Annotated in this window: 14 protein-coding genes; 9 read left to right on the top strand and 5 right to left on the bottom strand. The window is 65.3% G+C overall.

The annotated features are described in order from the left end of the window. Window positions 1-362: 362 nt before the first annotated feature. The 7 genes from MKI88_RS04325 (at window position 363) to MKI88_RS04295 (ending at window position 12,175) form a co-directional block, all read left to right on the top strand. Entirely contained in the window at window positions 363-1,862 is a 1,500-nt protein-coding gene (locus tag MKI88_RS04325; RefSeq protein ID WP_241629728.1) for an efflux transporter outer membrane subunit, read from the top strand. 52 nt (window positions 1,863-1,914) lie between these two features. After that, window positions 1,915-3,144 carry an HlyD family secretion protein gene (locus MKI88_RS04320; protein ID WP_241629727.1) on the top strand — a complete coding sequence of 410 codons (1,230 nt, stop codon included), beginning with the start codon at window positions 1,915-1,917 and terminating at the stop codon, window positions 3,142-3,144. A 2-nt stretch (window positions 3,145-3,146) separates the two neighbouring features. Then, complete coding sequence (locus tag MKI88_RS04315) at window positions 3,147-4,178, top strand: DUF2955 domain-containing protein (RefSeq protein WP_241629726.1); 1,032 nt, start codon at window positions 3,147-3,149, stop codon at window positions 4,176-4,178. Window positions 4,179-4,267: 89 nt separating this feature from the next. Then, a complete protein-coding gene (locus tag MKI88_RS04310; RefSeq protein WP_241629725.1) occupies window positions 4,268-6,271 on the top strand; it encodes a hypothetical protein in 2,004 nt (667 codons plus the stop codon). Between the two features lie 15 nt (window positions 6,272-6,286). Next, window positions 6,287-7,267 (top strand): carotenoid biosynthesis protein, encoded by a 981-nt coding sequence (locus MKI88_RS04305; RefSeq protein ID WP_241629724.1) that lies wholly within the window; start codon window positions 6,287-6,289, stop codon window positions 7,265-7,267. Next, window positions 7,264-10,317 carry an NAD(P)-binding protein gene (locus MKI88_RS04300; RefSeq protein ID WP_241629723.1) on the top strand — a complete coding sequence of 1,018 codons (3,054 nt, stop codon included), beginning with the start codon at window positions 7,264-7,266 and terminating at the stop codon, window positions 10,315-10,317. The genes MKI88_RS04305 and MKI88_RS04300 overlap by 4 nt, the downstream gene beginning before the upstream one ends. A 178-nt stretch (window positions 10,318-10,495) precedes the next feature. After that, window positions 10,496-12,175, top strand: coding sequence for a TIR domain-containing protein (locus MKI88_RS04295; protein WP_241629722.1), 1,680 nt, complete (start codon window positions 10,496-10,498; stop codon window positions 12,173-12,175). Between the two features lie 16 nt (window positions 12,176-12,191). Here MKI88_RS04295 and putA read toward each other — a convergent pair whose 3' ends face one another. After that, entirely contained in the window at window positions 12,192-15,857 is a 3,666-nt protein-coding gene (gene putA / locus MKI88_RS04290; RefSeq protein ID WP_241629721.1) for a trifunctional transcriptional regulator/proline dehydrogenase/L-glutamate gamma-semialdehyde dehydrogenase, read from the bottom strand. A 118-nt stretch (window positions 15,858-15,975) separates the two neighbouring features. Between putA and MKI88_RS04285 the strand changes: the two genes are divergently transcribed. Further along, on the top strand, window positions 15,976-16,449 hold the full coding sequence (locus MKI88_RS04285) for an Lrp/AsnC family transcriptional regulator (RefSeq protein ID WP_241629791.1): 474 nt from the start codon (window positions 15,976-15,978) through the stop codon (window positions 16,447-16,449). Window positions 16,450-16,542: 93 nt separating this feature from the next. Here the strand turns inward: MKI88_RS04285 and msrA are convergent, their stop codons facing one another. From msrA to MKI88_RS04265, 4 genes are all read right to left on the bottom strand, one after another. Then, window positions 16,543-17,049, bottom strand: a complete 507-nt coding sequence (gene msrA / locus MKI88_RS04280) for a peptide-methionine (S)-S-oxide reductase MsrA (RefSeq protein ID WP_241629720.1) — start codon at window positions 17,047-17,049, stop codon at window positions 16,543-16,545. Beyond that, complete coding sequence (gene msrB, locus MKI88_RS04275; protein WP_241629719.1) at window positions 17,046-17,513, bottom strand: peptide-methionine (R)-S-oxide reductase MsrB; 468 nt, start codon at window positions 17,511-17,513, stop codon at window positions 17,046-17,048. The genes msrA and msrB overlap by 4 nt, the downstream gene beginning before the upstream one ends. 94 nt (window positions 17,514-17,607) lie before the next feature. Next, complete coding sequence (locus MKI88_RS04270; RefSeq protein ID WP_241629718.1) at window positions 17,608-18,060, bottom strand: carboxymuconolactone decarboxylase family protein; 453 nt, start codon at window positions 18,058-18,060, stop codon at window positions 17,608-17,610. A 26-nt stretch (window positions 18,061-18,086) separates the two neighbouring features. Then, complete coding sequence (locus MKI88_RS04265) at window positions 18,087-18,506, bottom strand: cupin domain-containing protein (RefSeq protein WP_241629717.1); 420 nt, start codon at window positions 18,504-18,506, stop codon at window positions 18,087-18,089. Window positions 18,507-18,601: 95 nt separating this feature from the next. Between MKI88_RS04265 and MKI88_RS04260 the strand changes: the two genes are divergently transcribed. Further along, window positions 18,602-20,008 carry a PLP-dependent aminotransferase family protein gene (locus tag MKI88_RS04260; protein ID WP_241629716.1) on the top strand — a complete coding sequence of 469 codons (1,407 nt, stop codon included), beginning with the start codon at window positions 18,602-18,604 and terminating at the stop codon, window positions 20,006-20,008. Window positions 20,009-20,011: the final 3 nt, after the last annotated feature.

Here is a 20,011-nt window from a genome sequence, read left to right as displayed (position 1 = left end):
CATATTTCACCTCCACAAGTTGACCGACGAGGGGGGCAAGCATATCTCGGACATCGCAGCCACCACCGCGGCAGATTTAAGTGCGTAATACTACGCATCAATCCTGTGTTGGGGTGATATAACGCGGGACAACTTACGGATACCAATACCAAAATCGTCCTGGCAATTGACAAAATCGGTTTCGCGGCGAATACCAAGACATGACGCGTCAATGTCCGTGACTGCTTGCATGTCCGATATTCTGTTCGTCCTGAACTGCCTGAAAAATCAGGATAAGCTGAATTCGGCCCCCGAGGCGAGTGTGCAGGGACGGTGGGTCGCGGGCTTTGGCGCCGGCGTTGGCGCCTCAAGGGCGGGTCGGGATGGTAGATTTGGGCGGGAAATGGTCCGATCACCGATGGGCGACGGCACGCAATGCCGCCGCCGCATTCTGCCTTTGTGCCTGCGCGGGCTGCACCCAGGGTCCCGACTATGAACGTCCCGTGGTTGCAGTGCCGACGACGTATCGCTTCAATGACGCTGTGCCCATGTCATCCGCGCAGCCCGAGACGGCGGGCTGGTGGCGGGCCTTTGGCGACAAGGTGCTTGAGGATCTGGTGCGTGAATGCCTCGCAAATAATCGCGACCTGCGGATCGCCACGGCACGCGTCGACGAATTTGCAGCGGTGCTCGCGGGCACGCGGTCGCAGGCTTTTCCGCAGGTCGGATACGGGCTGAGCGCAAGCCGACAGCGGGCCAGCGAGCGGGGTTCGGTGCCGTTTCCGGCGGCGGGGGATCCGGTCAGCTCGAGCTTCAGCGCGGTACTCTCAGCCAGTTGGGAGATCGACCTTTGGGGGCGGATCCGCCGCGAAACCGAGGCGGCCCGCGCCAATCTGCTGGCCAGCGAAGAGGCGCGGCGTGGCGTTGTGCTGACATTGGTCGCGTCGGTGATCGTCGGCTATATCACGCTGCTCGATCTGGATAGCCGCCTCGAAACTGCGCAAGCCACGGTCGCCGGCAGGACGGAATCGGTGAAGATATTTCGGATGCGCCGCGAAGGCGGCGCCGTTTCCGACTATGAGATGTCGCTGGTGGTGGCCGAATATGAATCGGCAGTGGCGGCGGTTCCCGAGCTCAAGCGGGCGATCGCGCAGCAGGAGGATGCCTTGTCGATCCTGCTGGGGCGCAATCCAGGTCCGATCAAGCGTGGACAGGACCTGCACGGGCTGCGGACACCGACGGTCCCGGTGGGCCTTCCCGCGGACCTGCTGACGCGGCGGCCCGACGTCCTTCAGGCCGAACAACAACTGATAGCGAGCAACGCGCTTATAGGCGCGGCGCGCGCGCTGTTCTTTCCGCGAATCTCGCTGACCGGCGTTGGAGGATTCGCCAGCGCCGCGCTCGAAAACCTGTTCACCGGCCCTGCGCGCACCTGGTCCTTTGTCGGCGAAATCGCCGGACCGTTGTTCACCGGCGGCGGGCTTACCGCCGCGACCGATCAGGCCGTAGCGAGACGCGAACAGGCGCTCGCGGCCTATGAACTTACTGTGCAAAACGCGTTTCGGGATGTCGAGGACTCGCTGGTAGCCGTGCAGACATCACGCGACGCGGAGGAGTCGCTCGCGCGCCGGGTCGAGGCTCTGGAGCGCGCCGTGATTCTCGCGCGCTATCGCTACGACAACGGCTATGCGGATTATCTTGACGTGCTCGACACCGAGCGGAGCCTCTTTTCGGCACAACTCTCGCTCGCTGCCGCGCGCGGAGACAATTACCGCGCATTGGCCAATGTCTACCGCGCGCTGGGCGGTGACTGGATCGACCCGGCGACGGGGATGTCGGCAACAGGGGCCATGGCCGACGGCCCCACGGAACAACGGCCATGATCCGGGCGTGCCCCGGAACGGGGCTGGCCGACCGTCGAGGGGGATCGCGACAATGACCGTATCTCAAGACCTTCCCCGCGAGGAAACGCCGACCCCCACGGGGGACACGCCTGCGTCGCCTTCGTCCGACACCAGCATGCGAAGTGGCGATACCGAGCCTGCGGACGCTGATGCCTCCGTCGCGGCCGACGCCGCGCCGGCGAAACCCGCGAAGGACCCGGTTCGCCGGATCATATTGATCGGGCTGGCCACGCTGCTGGTCATGTTCGTCTATCATGTGGTAGCCGACCGGATCACGCCCTATTCGTCGGATGCGACGATCGATACGCTGCTCGTGCAGATCGCGCCCGAGGTTGCAGGCGAGGTGCTTGAGGTGCGCGTCACCGATAATGGCACGGTCAGGAAGGGACAGGTGCTGTTCCGGATCGACCCCGAACCGTTCGAGATCGCGCTGCGCGCCGCCGAAGCCAATCTGGCGGTCGCAGTCCAGTCCGCGGGAGTCTCGTCGGTCGAGATCGGCGTTGCACAGGCCGCGCTCCACAAGCAGCGCGTCGACTTGGCGGCCAGCCGCAAGCTCGGCAAGATTATCACCGACCTCGTGGACAAGAGCGCATTGTCGGAAACCAGCGGCATCAGGGCACGCGCCGATGTTGCCAAGACCGAGGCCGATGTCGTGCGCGCCGAGGCGGAAGTCGAACGCGCGCGCCAGAATCTGGGCGAATCGGGCAATGCCAACGCGAAGGTGCGGCAGGCGGCCGCCGCGGTGCAGCAGGCACGGCTCGATCTGCGCAACACCACGGTCGTCGCCCCCGCCGATGGCGTGGTGACCAACCTCAGGCTGTCGGCCGGCCAGTTCGTCAACCGCGCGCAACCTCTGCTCAGCTTCATCGAATATGGTCCGCGCTGGATTTCGGCGGCGATGCGGGAGAATCAGCTTGGCAATCTGAAGCCGGGCAACGAGGTTCTGGTGGCGCTTGACGACAATCCGGGCCGCCTCTTCACCGGCCGGGTGGAAAGCATCGGCTGGGGTATTGCGCAGGGAGACGAAGTACCGACCGGGCAGCTTCCCCAGGTCCAGCCCGCGACGGGGTGGCTCCGCGAACCGCAACGCTTTCCCGTGCGGATCAGGCTGATGCCGACCGACGACGGCAAGGAAGCCATTGCCTATGGGCGCAGCGGCGCGCAGGCCAATGTCATCGTGTTCACCGATTCCGGCTCGATCCTCAATCCGATCGGCAGGTTGTGGATCCGTATCATCGCGCTGCTGAGCTATCTGCGATAGCCATGGCTTACGCGTCGACCGCCGGCAATGTGACGCGCGATCCAGTCGAACTGGCGCGTCTGCACTGGGTCCTCCGTTTCGGAACGGGTATCTCGCTGGCGATGGTCATCTGCGAGGCGATGGGATGGCATCCGTCATTCATCGCCCCATTGCTGATGGCGGCGCTGCACGCCAACCTGCCGGCCTCTCCGCCTTTCAAGGTCGGGGTGGTGCTGGTGCTGGTCATGGCGATCGCGGCATTGATCGCCTTTGCGCTGCCGTCATTGCTGCGCTTCTCTCCGCAGATCCTGGTTGGCGTGATAGGGCTGATCGTGTTTCTCGCGCTCCTCGTCATGGCGCTTGGAAAGGCAAAATTGCCCGCAATGTTGTTGCTGCTGTGCATCGCGACGGTGCCGATCGTCGCCCTGACCAGTCCAGATCAGGCAAGCCTCCTGCCGATTGCGCTGGTACGCGCGACCGCGATCGCAGTGTTCGTGCTGTGGTGCATGCATGCACTGTGGCCGCGCGTGATTGCCCGGGCGGCGGCGCCCGCGGCGGCGCCGGTCGGGTCTCCCGTGCGCGCCGCGCTGGCGGGAACGGCGATCGTCATGCCCGTGATGCTGGTCCATCTGATGTTCGGTTTGACCGACGCCTTGCCGGTACTGGTCACCACGGTATTGCTGGTGACCAATCTGGACCCGCAGCGCGGCTTCATGCACGGAATGGCGATGATGCTGGGCAATCTGATCGGCGGCCTTATCGGGCTGCTGTGCTTCGCGCTGCTTCAGATCTTGCCCTCGCTGGTTACGCTGGCGCTCATCACCTTTGTCGTCGCATGCGCCTTTGGCGCCCGCATCGAGAAGGGAGGGCCGGCGGCGCCGGTCTATCTGATCACCCTGAATGCCAGCCTGCTGATCTTCGGGATGGCGATCCTGACCGGGCCGTCGAATGCGGGGATCTGGATCACGCGCCTTTCACAATTCGCGATCGCCTGCATCTTTGCGACAACGATGATGAGCCTGTTCTGGGGAGGCAAGAGATGGGTGAAGCAATAGCTTGTCCGGTCCGCTGCACCAACGCCGCGGCGCTGCCGGGTTGATCGTGGCTTGAGGGGAACGCGGGGATATATGGCCGAGGAAGACCAGTGACCTCCGAAGCGCCGCCAACGCCCGCGCGCAGATTGTGCATCGGCGTCACCGGCCATCGTGCGACGCATCCGGGCTTCGCCGCAAACCATGCGCGGATCGCGACGAGCTTCGGCGCCATTCTGGAACGGATCGCCGAAGGCATCGCGGCGGCGCCGCCAATCCAGGGAGCCCCCCCGACAGCCCCTGCGCGATTGCATTGTCTGCTCGCCGACGGCATTGACCAGCTCGCGGCGAGGCTCGCGCTGGGGCATGGCTGGGAGCTGTCGTGCCCCCTGCCCTTTGGCCGTCGACTTAACACGGCGATCAATGCCGCACCCGTCTCCACCGCCGACGCCCGCGCGCTATTGGCGGGGGAGCGCGTCGACGATGCTCCGACCGCCGCACGCGCTGAAGCGCTCGATGCGCTGTACCGCGAAGCGCGACTGTTCGAGCTCGCCGAGTGCGACGCGCGGATCGCCGCGCTGTTCCTGGCACGTTACGAGTCACCTGACAGCTCGGAACTGACGCGACTGTTCAACGCTGAAACCTCGCAGCGCGTGGCGCTCGCCGGAATCGCGATGGTCGAGCAATCCGATATCGTCATCGCGCTCTGGGACGGCATCACCACCGCGCATGTCGGCGGCACCGGGCACACCATGGCCGCGGCGCTCGAGCGCGGTGCTCCCGTGCTCTGGATCGATCCCGCGGAGCCCGAGGCGTGGCGCATCCTCCATGCGCCCGAATCGCTGGCGACGCTCACCAACGAGGATGAGGGCGCCGGGCGCGACGACGCGCTGCTCCGCCTGGTTAGCACCGCGCTCGATCCCGATGGCGATGCGCCGCAGGCGCGCCCTCCCGGCGATCTCGGGCTCGCAACACTCACCCAGGAACGCTGGCACGGACGGAGCAATCCGCTGGCGCACGGCTATCGGCGGGTGGAGGCGTTGTTCGGAGGCGATCCGGGCCTGTCGCCCTTTCGATCGATCATCCAGCGCTATGAGCCGCCCACGTCGATCGGCAGTGGCAGCGGCGCCACGCTGCTCGCCGAGGTCAACGCGCTGCCGCAGGGCGACCCCGCGCTTGCCGACGGGATCGATCATGGGGTGCTGCGCCGCTTCGCCTGGGCCGATGGCGTCTCGGCGCGACTGTCCGATGCCTATCGCGGCGGGATGATGGTCAGCTTCCTGCTCTCGAGCCTGGCCGTGGTTGGCGGGATCATCTATCTGCCATTCTATGGCAATGACCGGAAATGGCCCTTCGCACTGCTCGAGCTGGTGCTGGTGGGCGTCATCCTCGCGATCACCTTTGTCGGTCAGCGCCGGCGCTGGCATGGCCGCTGGTTCGAAACGCGGCGCGTTGCGGAATATCTGAGGCACAGTCCGCTGCTGATCCTGCTCGGGGTTACGCGGCCGCCCGGACGCTGGCCCCGCGGCACGACGACGTCATGGCCAGAATGGTACGCGCGGCAGGCCATTCGCGAGATCGGCCTGCCGCGGGTGACCCTGACCTCCGCCTATCTGCGTCATGCGCTCGAAGGACCGCTCGACGAACATGTCACCTCCCAGCGCGACTATCACTTCGCCAAGGCGCACCGGCTGAAACGCGTTCACCACCGGCTCGACCTTCTCGCGGGGATGTTGTTCGTGCTCGCCGTGGTTTCGGTCGTTGCCTATCTCGCGCTCAAGCTGGCAACCTCGCTGGGCTATCTCGATCCTGGGCTGCTGGCCTATGCGTCCAAATATTTCACGCTGTTCGGGGTGATCTTTCCGTCCTTCGCCAGCGCCATCGCCGGAATCCGCTTCTTTGGCGATTTCGAGCGATTCGCGGCGATTTCGGAGGTAGCCGCCGAAAAACTTGACGCAGTGCATCGTCGCATCAAGCTGCTCCGCTCCGCGCCCGACAGTGCGCTGGACTATGCGTGCGTTGCCGAGCTGGCGCATGTGACCGACGCGATCGTGGTCGCGGAAATCGAGAGTTGGCAGTCAGTTTTCGGAGGCAAGCAGATCTCAATCCCAGCCTGAAACGGGGAAATGCCGATGGATCGGTCTGAAGCGACACAATCGAAGGTTCCCGGATCGGTGTGGCTGATGCTGCTGTTCCTGGTGACGACGGTGTTTTACGTCGGGATCAGGACCGGCGGCTTCAACCTTCCCCTTGAACGGCTGCCCTGGTCGATCCTTGTCCCGACGCTCGCATTGTTCTGCTTCCTGCATTCGACGGTGATGCTGGGCTGGCCGCGTGCGCTCACGCTCATTGTCCTGTGCGTCACCATCTCGTTCTGCTTCGAATATGTGGGGGAGAGCACGGGCGCGATCTTCGGGCCCTATCACTATACCAGCCTGCTCGGTCCCAAGCTGTTCGGCCGAATACCCGTGCTGATCCCGTTCGCCTGGTACATGATGTTCTATCCGAGCTATGTGGTGACCAACCTGCTTGCCGAGGGCAACCCCGTCGCGGTCAGGACCGGCACCGCCTGGATCGCCTGGATGGCAGCACTGAGCGCGCTGGTGATGACCGCGTGGGATCTTACGATGGATCCGATCATGAGCTTCCACCCGTGCGAAACGGGCAGCGCGGGGTGCCTGCCGGTCCTGCTCGACGAGACCAATTTGGGCCATCCGGCGTGGATCTGGGCGGATGGCGGCGAGCATTTCGGCGTGCCGCTCCTCAACTATCGCGGCTGGCTGCTGACCGCTTTCATCGTCTTCCTGCTGTTCAGATGGCTCGAGCCGCGCCTGCCGCATCGCCCCTGGCGCGGCGCGTACTCGCGCGTGATGGCCTGGCTGCCGGTCGGCGTGTACGGCAGCATGGCCGCGATCGATGCATGGTTGGGCTATCCCGAGATCGACGACATCCACCTCATCTCCCCCTTTGCCATGGGGATCCCCTTCCTGTTCGCGAGCTTCCAGATATTCGCCAATCGCAGCGATCTCCCGCTGTGGCCGCACCATGACCAGCACGCCCCGCGTCCGGCACCCGCCCCGCGCAAGGTCGTTTCGCGAAAGGCGAACCCATGACGGCGCAGCGCGTCGCGATTCTCGGCGGCGGCCTTGGCGGGCTGGTCACCGCGCTCAACCTGACCGCGCCCGAACAGCAGGGCCGCTACAGCGTCACGATCTATCAGCTCGGCTGGCGGCTGGGCGGCAAATGCGCGACCGGGCGCAACGCCGACATCCATGACCGCATCCAGGAGCACGGGCTCCATGTGTTCATGGGACAATATGAAAATGCCTTCCACATGGTCCAGGGGCTGTACCGCGAGGCTGCGCATCCGCCCTTTGCCGACTGGCGCGAAGGTTTCACCCAGCAAAGCTCGATGACATTGATGGAGGAGGTCGACGGACAATGGTTGCCCTGGGTCATTGACGCTACTGTGTTTCCCGGCACGCCGGGCATCGACGCGCCCCCCGATCTGTGGCAGCGGATGATCCAGATTCTTGAATGGATCGATCACCACACCGCGCACACGCATGCCCCGACCTTCTTGCCAGATGTGCAGGCACGGCACCGTTCCTGGTGGCGACGGCTGCTGGCAAGGATGCTCGGGGAGGTCGAGGAGGCGGCGCAGACATTGGGACGCGATGTGGTGCGCGGTGCGATCGCGCTGGTCAGGGCGCTCGATCCCGACAGCGCGAACCATCAGCTGCGCCATCATGCAGAACTGGCGGGCGCGCTCGAGGCCGTGCGTCGCTGGATGGGCCACCGCGTTGCCGGTAAACTTGTCCGCGATACCGGGCTGCGGCGGTTCTGGATCCTCGCGGAGCTTGCGCTGTCGAGCCTGATCGGAGGCCTGCGCGATGGCCTGCTGCTCGATCCCGCGGCGAATCTCGAACGCGTCAACACGCTCGACTACAAGGCCTGGCTGCGCAGCCACGGCGCGGGCGAGATCGCGGTGGAATCGGCGCTCGTGCGCTCGTTGTACGACTTGATCTTCGCCTATCCCGAAGGCGACTGGCAGGGCGACGGCAATGTCGAGGCGGGCACGATGTTCGTCTCGCTGATGAACACCGCCTGCTACCAAGGCTCGCTGATCTGGAAGTTCAATACCGCGACCGGCGACCTGATCATGGCCCCGCTTTACGAGGTGCTGCACGCGCGCGGCGTGCGCTTCGAATTTTTCGCACGCATCGACACGCTTGTGCCCACGGCCGACGGCGCCTCGATCGCGGAGGTTCATATCGGCAGGCAGGTGGCGCTGAAACAACCCGAATATCTCCCGCTGCGGACGCTGGCTTCGGGGCAGCGCGTATGGCCCGACCGCCCGCTTTACGAGCAGATCGTCAATGGCGGGGCACTGGAGGCGGCGGGGGTCGATCTCGAATCGCGCTGGACGCCCTGGCAGGACACGGGCGCGCCGCTCACCCTCGCCGCGGGGCACGACTACGACCTGCTCGTGCTCGCGATCCCGCCCGCCGCGCATCCGGTGATCTGCGCGCAGCTGATCGCGCAGAAGGCCGAATGGCGAACGATGGTCGACGCCGTACAGACCACCGCAACGCAGAGCCTGCAGACCTGGATGACCGCCGACGAGCAGGCGCTTGGCTGGACCGAGCCCGCCATGGTCGGCGCCTATGACGTCAGCAATCTCGACAGCTGGGCGGATATTTCGGAGGTGCTCAGGACCGAGGGCTGGCCGACGACCAGCGGCGTGATTTCGGAACAGATCGCGTGCGGACCGCTGCCCTGTCCGCGCTTTCCGCCGCCGGCGAGCGCGCAAGACTATCCGGCGCGGGTCCAGCAGGCCGTGGACGCGAGCGCGAAGGTCTATCTCGATCAGGATGCAGGGGTGTTCTGGAAGGATCGGTTCGGCAAGAATGGTCCGCGCGCGGGCACCCTGGTCAGCACCTATAGTCGCGCGAATATCGATCCCGGCGAGCGCTACACGCTGAGTGTGGCGGGCTCGTCACGGCACCGGATGCCGAGCGCCGGTTCGACCTATCACAATCTTTTTCTCGCCGGAGACTGGATCCAGAACGGCCAGAATCTGGGCTCGTTCGAAGCGACGACGGTGTCGGGCATGCTCGCCTCGCGCGCGATTTCGGGACTGCCCGAGACGATCCGCCGCGTCGACGCGGCAGCGCTTGCGGCTGCCCCGCGCGAGGCGAGCGGATCGGGCGCCTTCCCGCGCTATGTCGACCATGGCGGGCTGATGACCTTTCCCGGGCCGATCAGTCTCAAGGACACGAAAATGTGGGCGTTCCTGCTCGATGCGGATCCCGCGAAACTCGAAGCTTTCTGCCGAAAGCTGTTCAACGAGCCCAGCGGTGGCGCGGTGCAGGTGCGGCCGCTCGCCCCGGTGATGATGATGTCGATCGTCGATATCGGGCATGGCGTATTCACCGACGTGCCGGAGATGGGCTGGTCGCCCGAACGCGAGCTGACCTTCTGGATCCCGGCGGTGCGCGTGCGCGAAGTAAACGGGCGAACCATCGCCACCCATTTCGATTTCGTCATGCCCTATCTCGTCCTCGACAACCCGGTCGCGATTGCTTCGGGTCGCGAGATCTTTGGCTATATGAAGCAGCGCGGCTGGATCGCGCTGCCCGGCGATCCGGACCACCCCGCCGACACGCTGAGCGTGGACCTGTTCGCAACCGCGACCTTCGGCGCGGACGAGGAGGAGCGGCGGCACCGGCTGCTGACGCTGAGTCCCGTCGGCCAGCAGACCAGTGCGACGCTGCAGTCGATCGCTTCGTTCGGCGATGCCGCGCGCGCGCTGCATAGCCATCTTGCCCCTGCGATCGACCACTGGCATCCCGGCCTTGATTTTGCCGTCAACGGCATCGCCGATATTCTTGCCGAACGCGTCCCGCAGCTGTTTCTCAAGCAGTTCCGCGATGTCGCCGATGGCCGTAATGCCTGTTACCAGGCGATTACCGAAGCGATGGGCCAAGTGACCCGCTTCGACGCGCTCCCGCATCTGATCGATTTCGACATGGTGCTCGAACCACTCGACAGTTCGCCCATCGCGCAGGATTTCGGTCTTTCGCCGCAGCAGCGCGTGCGCGGCGTGCAGATCACCTATGACATGATGATCCACCCCGGACAGGTGCTCTGGCAGGCGTGAACGGGCGGGCGATACGTCGCAGACTCCGATTGTTGCGGCGCGGCAAATGCGGCATAAGCGATAGCGCGCGACAGGCTCTTCGCAACGCCAGGTGCGGTTTTTGCAACGCACCCGGCTTTGCCCATGGGCGAGCCCGATTGTGCTTGTCGGAAGCGTTTGCTCAGATGAGGAGAATCGCTTGCCCGACATCTTCCTCTCGTACAACCGGAACGACCAGCAGGTCGCGCGGCTCTATGCCGAGGCGCTCGAAGCAGAGGGGCTTTCGGTGTGGTGGGATGTCACGCTGCGCTCGGGCGAGGCCTATGACGAGGTAACCGAGGCGGCGCTGCGCGGCGCGCGTGCAGTGGTGGTATTATGGTCGCCGCGCTCGGTCATATCGCGTTGGGTGCGTGCCGAAGCGACACTCGCCGATCGCAACGGGACGCTCGTCCCCGCCATGATCGAACCCTGCGAGCGGCCGATCATGTTCGAACTGACGCAGACCGCCGAACTCGGCCATTGGCAGGGCGACCCAGGCGATCCCGCCTGGCAGGCCTTCGTCCGTGATGTCCGTGGCGTTCTCGGCCGCCGGGCTCCCGAGCCGATGCCGGCCATGGCCGAACAGCCCGCCGCATCGTCGCAAGCCCCCGCGCCGTCGCGGGACATGCATGGCGAGGCTCCGAGCCTGGCGGTCCTGCCGTTCACCAACCGCTCGGGGCTGCCCGAGGACGATGTTTTCGCGATCGGCATGGTCGAGGACCTGATCGATGCGCTGTCGCAGGGCGTCAATCTGCGCGTCATTGCGAGTTCGGCGACCGCGCGCTTCCGTGCGGGGGGCATTCCCGATCTGGAGGTCATGGCCCGCCATCTCGGCGTGCGCTATGTCATGGAAGGCAATGTTCGCCGCGCAGGGCAGGACCTGCGCGTGACCGCCCAGCTGGTCGAGGCCGCCAGCGGCGCCATCCTGTGGACACAGAAATTCGAACGCCCCCTGTCGGAGCTTGCCGCGCTGCAGGAAGATCTGGTGCTCGACCTTGCCGCGCATCTCGATTCGCAGGTCCATCGCATGGAGATGGAGCGCGTCCTGCGCAAACCCGCCAATCTGACGGCCTGGGAATGCGTCACGCGGGCGATCGCCGCCTATCGGCAGATCACGCCCGATTCGCTGGCCCAGGCGTTGACCGAAGCGCAGCGCGCCGTGGATCTGTCACCCGATTATGCGCTCGCCCATGCCATGCTCGCCGACGCCAGGGCGACGATCTACATGTGGACGTCGCCCGACGACGACGAGACGGTCCGCGCGATCAGGGCGCATATCGAACGCGCGCTGGCGCTCGAACCCGACAGCGCAATGGTGCTCGCGCATGTGGCCGAGGCCTTCAACTATATCGGCCAGCCACAGGATGCGATCCGCCCTGCCGAGCGCGCGATCCAGCTGAGCCCCAATTTCGGGCTTGCGCACTATAGCTGCGCCGTCGCGTGCCTGTTGCTCGACCGGATCGACGAGGCGCTGGCGCATTTCGAGGCCGAGCTCAAGGCGGCACCGGGGTCACATACGCTGTTCGCCTCCTGCATCTGGCGCGGGGCGACGCATGTCCGCGCAGGCGACTGGGAGGCCGCAGCGCGCGCCTACGCCCAGGCCACGCAGATAAACCCGGGCGCGACCAGCGGCTATCTCGGCGAGGCCTTTGTCGCGGCACAAACAGGCCGCGCCGACGAAGCACGTGCGTTGATGATCCGCGTCCGCCAACTCGAACCGAAAATGTCGCTCGTCGACTGGGAGAGGATCGTCGCCCGCGGCCTGGCTGGCAATCCGCTTGCGGAAGCGGTCATTCACCACATCCGCACGCTCTGGGATCAGGCCGAAGGCGCCCGTTAGCGCGGCGCTTCCTGCCCTAACCGATCGACATCAGGCTGGCATTGCCTCCGGCCGCGGTCGTGTTGATCGACGTCGACACCTCTTCGAGCAGCCATTGCAGGCAATAATCGGCGGACGCCGAGCTGTCGCCGCGCGACGTCTGCGTCAGCACGATCGGGCCGGGCAGGGCGGCGATCTCGGCCTGGGTGGCGATGATCCTTTCGGCATCGCCCTCGACCAGCGCGCCCGCATAGGGGCCCTGCTGCGCCCAGTCATCGTGCCATGCGATGCGTGCCGCGACGCTTGCCGGTGCGCCGTCGAGTGCGGCCAGAAGTGCCCGGGGCGCGTGGATCACTGCGTGGTTGCCCGTCGCGAGCACCGCTGCCACCTGATCGCGCAAGCCCAGTTCGGTTTGCGGCATCAGCAGGATGCGTCCGCGCGGGTGCAGCGCGTAGAGGTTCCTCTCTCCCACGGGGCCGGGCAGTTCGATCTCGAGGCCAAGCGCCGACTGGTCGCCCAGTTGGCGTGCGCGGTCCGCGGACTGGCCGTGCCCGGCATCGTCGAGCCATGCCGCATAATCGAGCAGCGCGGCATCGGTCTTGCTCGAGCTGTGCTGCGGAGGCACCGGCGCGACCGTCACCAGCCGGCCGAGATAGAGCGGGCCTCCCGCCTTGGGACCGGTGCCCGAAAGGCCGCGGCCGCCAAAGGGCTGAACCCCGACCACCGCGCCGATGATGTTGCGGTTGATGTAGAGATTGCCCGCCTGAACGCGTCCGGTGACATGCGCCACCGTCTCGTCGAGCCGCGTGTGGAGACCAAAGGTAAGCCCATAGCCGCTGGCGTTGATCTGATCGATCAGCGCGTCGAGCTTGCTGCGGCGATAGCGGATGACGTGGAGCACGGGCCCGAACACCTCGCGCGTCAGATCGGCGAGCGTGTCGAGTTCGATGATCGTCGGCGGCACGAAGGTGCCATGCAGCGTCTCGCCGGCAAGCGCGATCTGCTCGACGGGATGGCCGAGCTTCTTCATGCGCTCGATATGCGCCTCGATATTGGCCCTGGCCTCGGCGGTGATGACGGGACCGACATCGGTACTCAGCCGGTCGGTGCGGCCGATGCTCAGTTCCCTGAGCGCACCCTTGAGCATGTCGAGGATCCGGTCGGCCACCTCTTCCTGCAGGCAGAGTACGCGCAGCGCCGAGCAGCGCTGGCCCGCGCTGTCGAAGGCCGAGGCGATGACATCGCCGACTACCTGTTCGGCCAGCGCCGAGGAATCGACGATCATCGCATTCTGGCCGCCCGTCTCGGCGATCAGCGGCACCGGCTTGCCCGTCGCCGAAACGCGAACGGCGAGCTGCTTCTGGATCAGCCGCGCGACCTCGGTCGAGCCCGTGAACATGACTGCGGCGGTTTCGGGCGCTGCGACCAGCGCGGCGCCGACATCGCCCTCACCGGGAAGCAGCTGAAGCACATCGGCGGGAATGCCAGCCTCGTGGAGAATGCGGACACCTTCGGCCGCGATCAGCGGCGTTTCCTCGGCGGGCTTGGCCAGTACCGTATTGCCCGCGACGAGCGCGGCGGCGATCTGCCCGGTGAAGATCGCCAGCGGGAAGTTCCACGGGCTGATGCATGTCACTGCGCCCAGCGGCGCATGGACGGGGCCGAGCGTGCGCCGCGCCTGTTGCGCGTAGTAGCCTAGGAAGTCGACGGCCTCGCGCACCTCGGCGATCGCGTTGGGCAGCGACTTGCCCGCCTCGCGCATGATCAGGCCCAGCAGCGTCGGCATGCGATCCTGCATGATGACAGCCGCGCGCTCGAGCCGCGCGGCACGTTCGGCGGGGGGCACTGACGACCAGTGCGCCAGCGCCGCCTGCGCGTGCGACATGGCGCGGGCAACATCCCCGGCCGAAGCGTGGATGACCGTACCGACCAGATCAGCGTGATCCGCAGGATTGCGGACAGGCTGCGCGCCCTCATCGCCATTGCGCCCGGCGGGGACTGCACGCCAGTCGATCGCCACGCTTGCGCGCAGCGCCTCGTCGAGGCTTGCGAGCTGCGCTTCGTTCGAGAGATCAAGGCCGGCGCTGTTGGCGCGTTCGCCATAGAGTTGCGCCGGAAGCGCGATCAGATCGTGCTTCGCGCCGATGACGGGCATGGCGCGGACACGCGCGACGGGGTCGGCGATCAGTTCCGATACCGGCACGTCGGGATCGGAGATACGGTTCACGAAGGAGGAATTGGCGCCGTTTTCGAGGAGGCGCCGGACGAGATAGGCGAGCAGCGTTTCGTGCGTGCCGACGGGCGCATAGATGCGGCACGGGCGGTCGAGCTTGTCCTTGCCGACAACCTCGTCATAGAGCGGCTCGCCCATCCCGTGCAGGCACTGGAACTCGTACTTGCCGATCGCGAAATCGGGCCCGGCCATGTGATAGATCGTCGCCAGCGTCTGCGCGTTGTGCGTGGCGAACTGCGGGAAGACCACATCGGTTGCGGCGAGCAGCTTGCGCGCGCACGCGACATAGGCGACGTCGGTGTGGATCTTGCGCGTATAGACGGGAAAATCGGCGAGGCCGTCAACCTGCGCGCGCTTGATCTCGGCATCCCAATAGGCGCCTTTGACCAGCCGTACCATGATCCGCCGCCCTGCACGCCGGGCGAGATCGATGATATAGTCGAGCACATAGGGGCAGCGCTTGCCATAGGCCTGGACGACGAAGCCGAGCCCGTCCCAGCCCGCGAGATCGGGATCGAGCGCCAGCTCCTCGAGCAAATCGAGCGACAGCTCGAGCCGGTCGGCTTCCTCGGCATCGATGTTGAGGCCGATGTCGTAGGACTTCGCGATCGTGGCGAGCGCCTTCACATTGGGCAGAAGCTCGCCCATGACGCGGTCGGCCTGCGCGCGTGCGTAGCGTGGATGCAGCGCCGAGAGCTTGATCGAGATTCCCGGCCCCGCATAGATGCCGCGCCCCGCCGAGGCCGCGCCGATCGCGTGGATCGCGCGTTCATAATCGGCATAATAGCGCGCGGCATCGGCCGCGGTCGTCGCCGCTTCGCCCAGCATGTCGTAGCTATACGCGAAGCCCCGCTGCTCGAGCGGGCGCGCGCGCCTGAGCGCGTCGGCGATCGTCTCGCCCGTCACGAACTGTTCGCCCATCATCCGCATCGCCATGTCGACGCCACGCCGGATCACGGGTTCGCCGCAGCGCGCGATCAGGCGGGTGAGTGCTGCGCCGAGGCCGCTGTCATTGACGCTGCTTGTGAGCTTGCCCGTGACGACCAGCCCCCAGGTGGCTGCATTCACGAAAAGAGAACGGCCGCCGCCCAGATGCGCCTTCCAGTCGCCGTCGGCGATCTTGTCGCGGATCAGCGCGTCGCGCGTCGCTTCATCGGGTATGCGCAGCAGCGCTTCGGCGAGGCACATCAGCGCCACGCCTTCCTGGCTCGACAGCGCATATTCCTGGACCAGACCCTCGACGCCGGTCCCCTTGTGCTTGGCGCGCAGTGCGGTGATCAGCTCGAAAGCCGTGAGCGCGGCGGCCGATATTACCGTCTCGGGCAACGTCGCCTGCTCGACCAGCGGTACGAGACATTCGGGCTCGCTGCGGCGATAGGCCGCGGTGATCGCCTGACGCAGTGGCGTTTGCTCGTGAATGGTTGGGGCGAAACTCGAAAAGACCGGCGCGCGGGGGGCGGTGTTCGGCATGGCTGCACTCTCGTCTGGGTTCTGATCGCGATATTAGCAGATGCCGCTCTGGCATTCAGACTTATGCTGCCCTATGAAGCAGGCGTATCACCTGATTTTTGACGGAATTGTGAGTAAAATGCCCGAAGAAGAGACAAGTGTTAGGCAATTGGACGGTTTCGATCTCAAGATGATCGACATCCTGATGCAGGATGGCCGTATCCCGGTGACCGAACTCGCCGCGCGTGTCGGGCTGTCCAAGACGCCATGCCAGGTCCGCCTCAAACGATTGATGGACGAGGGCTTCATCCTGGGATTTCGGGCGGTCGTGAATCCCGCGAAGCTCGGGATGGATCATATCGCCTTCGCGGAGGTGAAGCTGTCCGACACGCGCGAGCACGCGCTCGATGAATTCAATCGTGCTGTCCGCAGGATCAGGGAGGTCGAGGAGTGCCATATGATCGCGAGCAGCTTCGACTATCTCCTGAAGGTCCGCACAACCGACATCAAGAAGTATCGCGCCGTGCTGGGCGAAAAGATATCAAGCCTGCCCCATGTGGCCAGCACATCGACCTTTGTCGCGATGGAAGCGGTGAAAGAGGGGGCAATCTAGGGCACGGTTTCAAGGTATGCCAATGCGGCTGGTACAAGATCGCTGCGATGGCGCCGGTTGGTGTGGCGGGGGTCCTGCGGACCCCCGCATTGTTCAGGCACTCATGCGCGATGGGAGCTTCCAGCCGGGGCGCACGAAGTGGCAGGTGTAGCCGCTCGGATAATGCTCCAGATAGTCCTGGTGCTCGATCTCGGCCTCCCAGAAGTCGCCCGCGGGCGACAGTTCGGTCACGACCTTGCCGGGCCAGAGGCCGGATGCCTCGACATCGAGGATCGTTTCCCGCGCGATCTGCTGTTGCGCGTCGCTCGTGTAGAAGATCGCCGAGCGATAGCTGCGGCCGCGGTCATTGCCTTGGCGGTCCACGGTCGAGGGGTCGTGGATCTGGAAGAAATATTCCAGAATCGTGCGGAAGCTGATCTCATCGGGATCGAAAGTGATTTCGAGGGCTTCGGCGTGGTCACCATGATCCCGATAGGTGGCGTTGGGCGTATCGCCCCCGCTATAGCCGACGCGGGAGCCGAGGACGCCGGGCAGGCGCCGTATCAGTTGCTGCATGCCCCAGAAACAGCCGCCCGCGAGTATGGCGCGTTCGACGGTCATGACCCATCTCCCACCTGATCGAGATACGCGCCATAGCCTTCCGCCACCATGTCATCCCGGTGGATGAAGCGCAGCGAGGCCGAATTGATGCAGTAGCGCAGGCCGCCGCGATCGGAAGGGCCATCCGGGAAGACGTGGCCGAGATGGCTGTCGCCATTTGCCGAGCGAACCTCCACACGGTCCATGCCGTGCGACGAGTCTCGCACTTCGTTTACGTGCGCGGGTTCGATGGGTTTGGTGAAACTGGGCCAGCCCGAGCCCGAGTCGAACTTGTCGGTGGACGCGAACAGTGGTTCGCCCGATACGACGTCGACATAAATGCCGGGCATCTTGTTGTGAAGATACTCGCCGGTTCCGGGGCGTTCGGTGCCGTTCTGTTGCGTGACCCTGAACTGCTCGGGCGAGAGATCGGAGATCGCCTCTTCCGATTTGCGATAACTGGTCGTGGTTTTGTTCTTCTTCATGTTCAGTCCTTTCGAGTGCTTCTGGTGGGGCGCGGACACGCGAGCGTCGAAGCTCGTGGGAGCAATCCGGATGTCTCGCGCCCGCGCCCGGGGATCAGGCGGCAGCGGCGAGCGGCGTTGCCCGGAAGCTGATGGCCATGCGGTTATAGGCATTCATCAGGCCGACTGCGATCGTCAGATCGGCGAGTTCCTTCTCGCTGAAATGCTCGCTGGCGGCCTCATAGGCGGCGCCTGAAACACCGGTCGAAGCGACGAGCGTCACCTCTTCGGCCCAGGCCAGCGCCGCCCGTTCCTTGTCGGAGAAGATCGTTCCCGCCTCGCGCCACGCGGGGACAAGAACCAGATGCTCGACCGACATGCCTTGCTTGATGAGGTCACGCGAATGCATGTCGATGCAATAAGCGCATCCATTCAGTTGCGACGCGCGAAGATACACCAGATCGATGAGGCGGCCGGGCAAGCCCGACTGCGCGACATATCCATACACCGCCCCCAGCGCTTTCATGCCTGTGGGGGATGCTGCGTTGTAGTTCAGACGTTCCGTCATAAGTAATTCCTTGAATTGTGTGAGGATCAGTGACCGTCAGGGGTCGTCAGCTGGTCATCGCCTTCATCGACGATGAAGACCGCGAGCAGGCGAGCGGGTTCGGTCTTGCTGGCGTTTTCACTCACCCGGTGATGCGAGCCGGGATTCTCGAACCAGCCCTCGCCCGGGCGGTAGACCCGCATCGGCCCGTCGTTGACCTGACTGCGGATCTCGCCGCTCAGGACGTGCGCATAGATGAACGCGGAACCCGCATGACGGTGCGGCACGGACCTGGCGTCGGGCGGATAGTCCACGATCAGCGATACCAGCCGCTTGCCCGGCACGTTCGCGATGGCCTGTTCGGCGGCAACGGTCACCGTTTCGTGGATCTCTGTCCGATGCGCGGAGACCGCGCCGGGAAAAAGGAGCGTCGCGGCAAGCGCGGCATAGACTGAAAAATGCTTCATGATGTTTCTCCATCGATTTTGATGAAGCGAAACTGGACCTCCGTCGGTTCATAAAACAGATGCAAGAACGGTGTTTTTTTGTGTACCATCGGCGGATGGCGCAACAGCTCACGGTCGATATTGATCGCGACGCCAGGGTTCCCCTCGCGTCGCAGATCTACCGCGTGCTGCGGGCGGGTATCGAGGAAGGCACGATCGCTCCCGGGTCGCGGCTGCCATCATGGCGCGACCTGTCTGCGCAACTGGGCGTGGCCCGGGGCACGGTGCGCGGGGCGTATGAGCGGCTCATCGACGAACAGTTCGCGATTGGCATGGGGGCGGCCGGAACGCGGGTCGCGCGGCATTTGCCGGCGCGTCGCGTCGATACGTCGCCACCCGAAGCGCCTCCGCTTCCCGAACTGTACCACGGTTTCGGCACTGCGCCGCTATCGTTCCAGATGGGCGTGCCTTCGCAAGCGGCCTTCCCGTCGATACTCTGGTCACGCCTGATGGTCCGGGGCGCGCGCGCCGCAGCGGCCGCGCCGGTGGCCTATCCGGATCCCAGAGGCGACCCGATGCTTCGCGCCGAGATCGCCGCATATCTGGCGATCGCGCGCGGGATCCGGTGTTCACCATCGCAGATCCTGATCACCGCGGGCTATTCGGGTGCGCTGGGGCTCGTGGTGCGCGGGCTGCGGCTCGAAGGCGGGCAGGCCTGGATGGAAAATCCCGGCTTTCCACTCACGCGAACCGCCCTGGCTCTGGCCGGCATGGACGTCGTCGCGGTGGACGTCGATGAACAGGGGCTGCAGGTCGATCGTGGCATCGAGCTGGCGCCGTCTGCGGCGCTCGCGGTCGTGACGCCGGGGCAGCAGGCGCCGCTTGGCATCACCATGTCCCTGTCGCGGCGCCTCGCCTTGCTGGCCTGGGCGGAACGAAACGGTGCGTGGATCATCGAGGACGATTATCTCAGCGAATTGCAGCTCAAGGGACGCGCGGCACCGGCGCTGGCGTCACTGGACCGCAAAGGTCGGGTCTTGCACGCGGGCACCTTCAGCAAGACGATCAGCCCGACGCTCAGGCTCGGATTTCTCGTCGTGCCTCCGGAGCTCATGCGGCTGTTCGGCGACGTGGCCGCCTGTCTGGCGCCAGCGCCGACCGCGGCCGTGCAGCGGGCGGTGGCCGAGTTTCTGCGCGAGGGGCACCATTTGCGCCACCTCAGGCGGATGAAGCGGCTCTATCACGCACAGCGACAGGCAATCACCCGGTGCCTTTCGGACGTCGCCGCCGACACGCTCCGGATCAGCGCCAACGCGGGCCTGGCCGTCGTCGCGACGATGCGTTCTGATGCGTCCGACATTGACGTCGCGCTGAAGGCGCTGCCCTATGGACTTGCTCCCGCGCCGCTTTCTCCCTGGTATAGCGGCGGGGCCAGCAGGCAGGGGCTGCTTCTCGGGGTCACCAACATTTCGTCGAGGAGCCTCGAGGCCGACTGCCGACGCCTCGCCGAACTGGCGCGGTAACAC

This window comes from Sphingomonas sp. LaA6.9, assembly GCF_022601895.1.
Lineage (GTDB): Bacteria > Pseudomonadota > Alphaproteobacteria > Sphingomonadales > Sphingomonadaceae > Sphingobium_A.
This window is presented reverse-complemented; position numbering and strand designations above follow the sequence as displayed.

Excerpts from the sequence above, each read along its gene's own strand:
- MKI88_RS04265 (WP_241629717.1), bottom strand. The coding sequence starts at position 18,506 with ATGAAGCATTTTTCAGTCTATGCCGCGCTTGCCGCGACGCTCCTTTTT.
- MKI88_RS04305 (WP_241629724.1), top strand. The coding sequence starts at position 6,287 with ATGGATCGGTCTGAAGCGACACAATCGAAGGTTCCCGGATCGGTGTGG.
- MKI88_RS04315 (WP_241629726.1), top strand. The coding sequence starts at position 3,147 with ATGGCTTACGCGTCGACCGCCGGCAATGTGACGCGCGATCCAGTCGAA.
- MKI88_RS04260 (WP_241629716.1), top strand. The coding sequence starts at position 18,602 with ATGGCGCAACAGCTCACGGTCGATATTGATCGCGACGCCAGGGTTCCC.
- msrA (WP_241629720.1), bottom strand. The coding sequence starts at position 17,049 with ATGACCGTCGAACGCGCCATACTCGCGGGCGGCTGTTTCTGGGGCATG.
- putA (WP_241629721.1), bottom strand. The coding sequence starts at position 15,857 with ATGCCGAACACCGCCCCCCGCGCGCCGGTCTTTTCGAGTTTCGCCCCA.
- MKI88_RS04300 (WP_241629723.1), top strand. The coding sequence starts at position 7,264 with ATGACGGCGCAGCGCGTCGCGATTCTCGGCGGCGGCCTTGGCGGGCTG.
- MKI88_RS04270 (WP_241629718.1), bottom strand. The coding sequence starts at position 18,060 with ATGACGGAACGTCTGAACTACAACGCAGCATCCCCCACAGGCATGAAA.
- MKI88_RS04325 (WP_241629728.1), top strand. The coding sequence starts at position 363 with ATGGTAGATTTGGGCGGGAAATGGTCCGATCACCGATGGGCGACGGCA.
- MKI88_RS04285 (WP_241629791.1), top strand. The coding sequence starts at position 15,976 with ATGCCCGAAGAAGAGACAAGTGTTAGGCAATTGGACGGTTTCGATCTC.
- msrB (WP_241629719.1), bottom strand. The coding sequence starts at position 17,513 with ATGAAGAAGAACAAAACCACGACCAGTTATCGCAAATCGGAAGAGGCG.
- MKI88_RS04320 (WP_241629727.1), top strand. The coding sequence starts at position 1,915 with ATGACCGTATCTCAAGACCTTCCCCGCGAGGAAACGCCGACCCCCACG.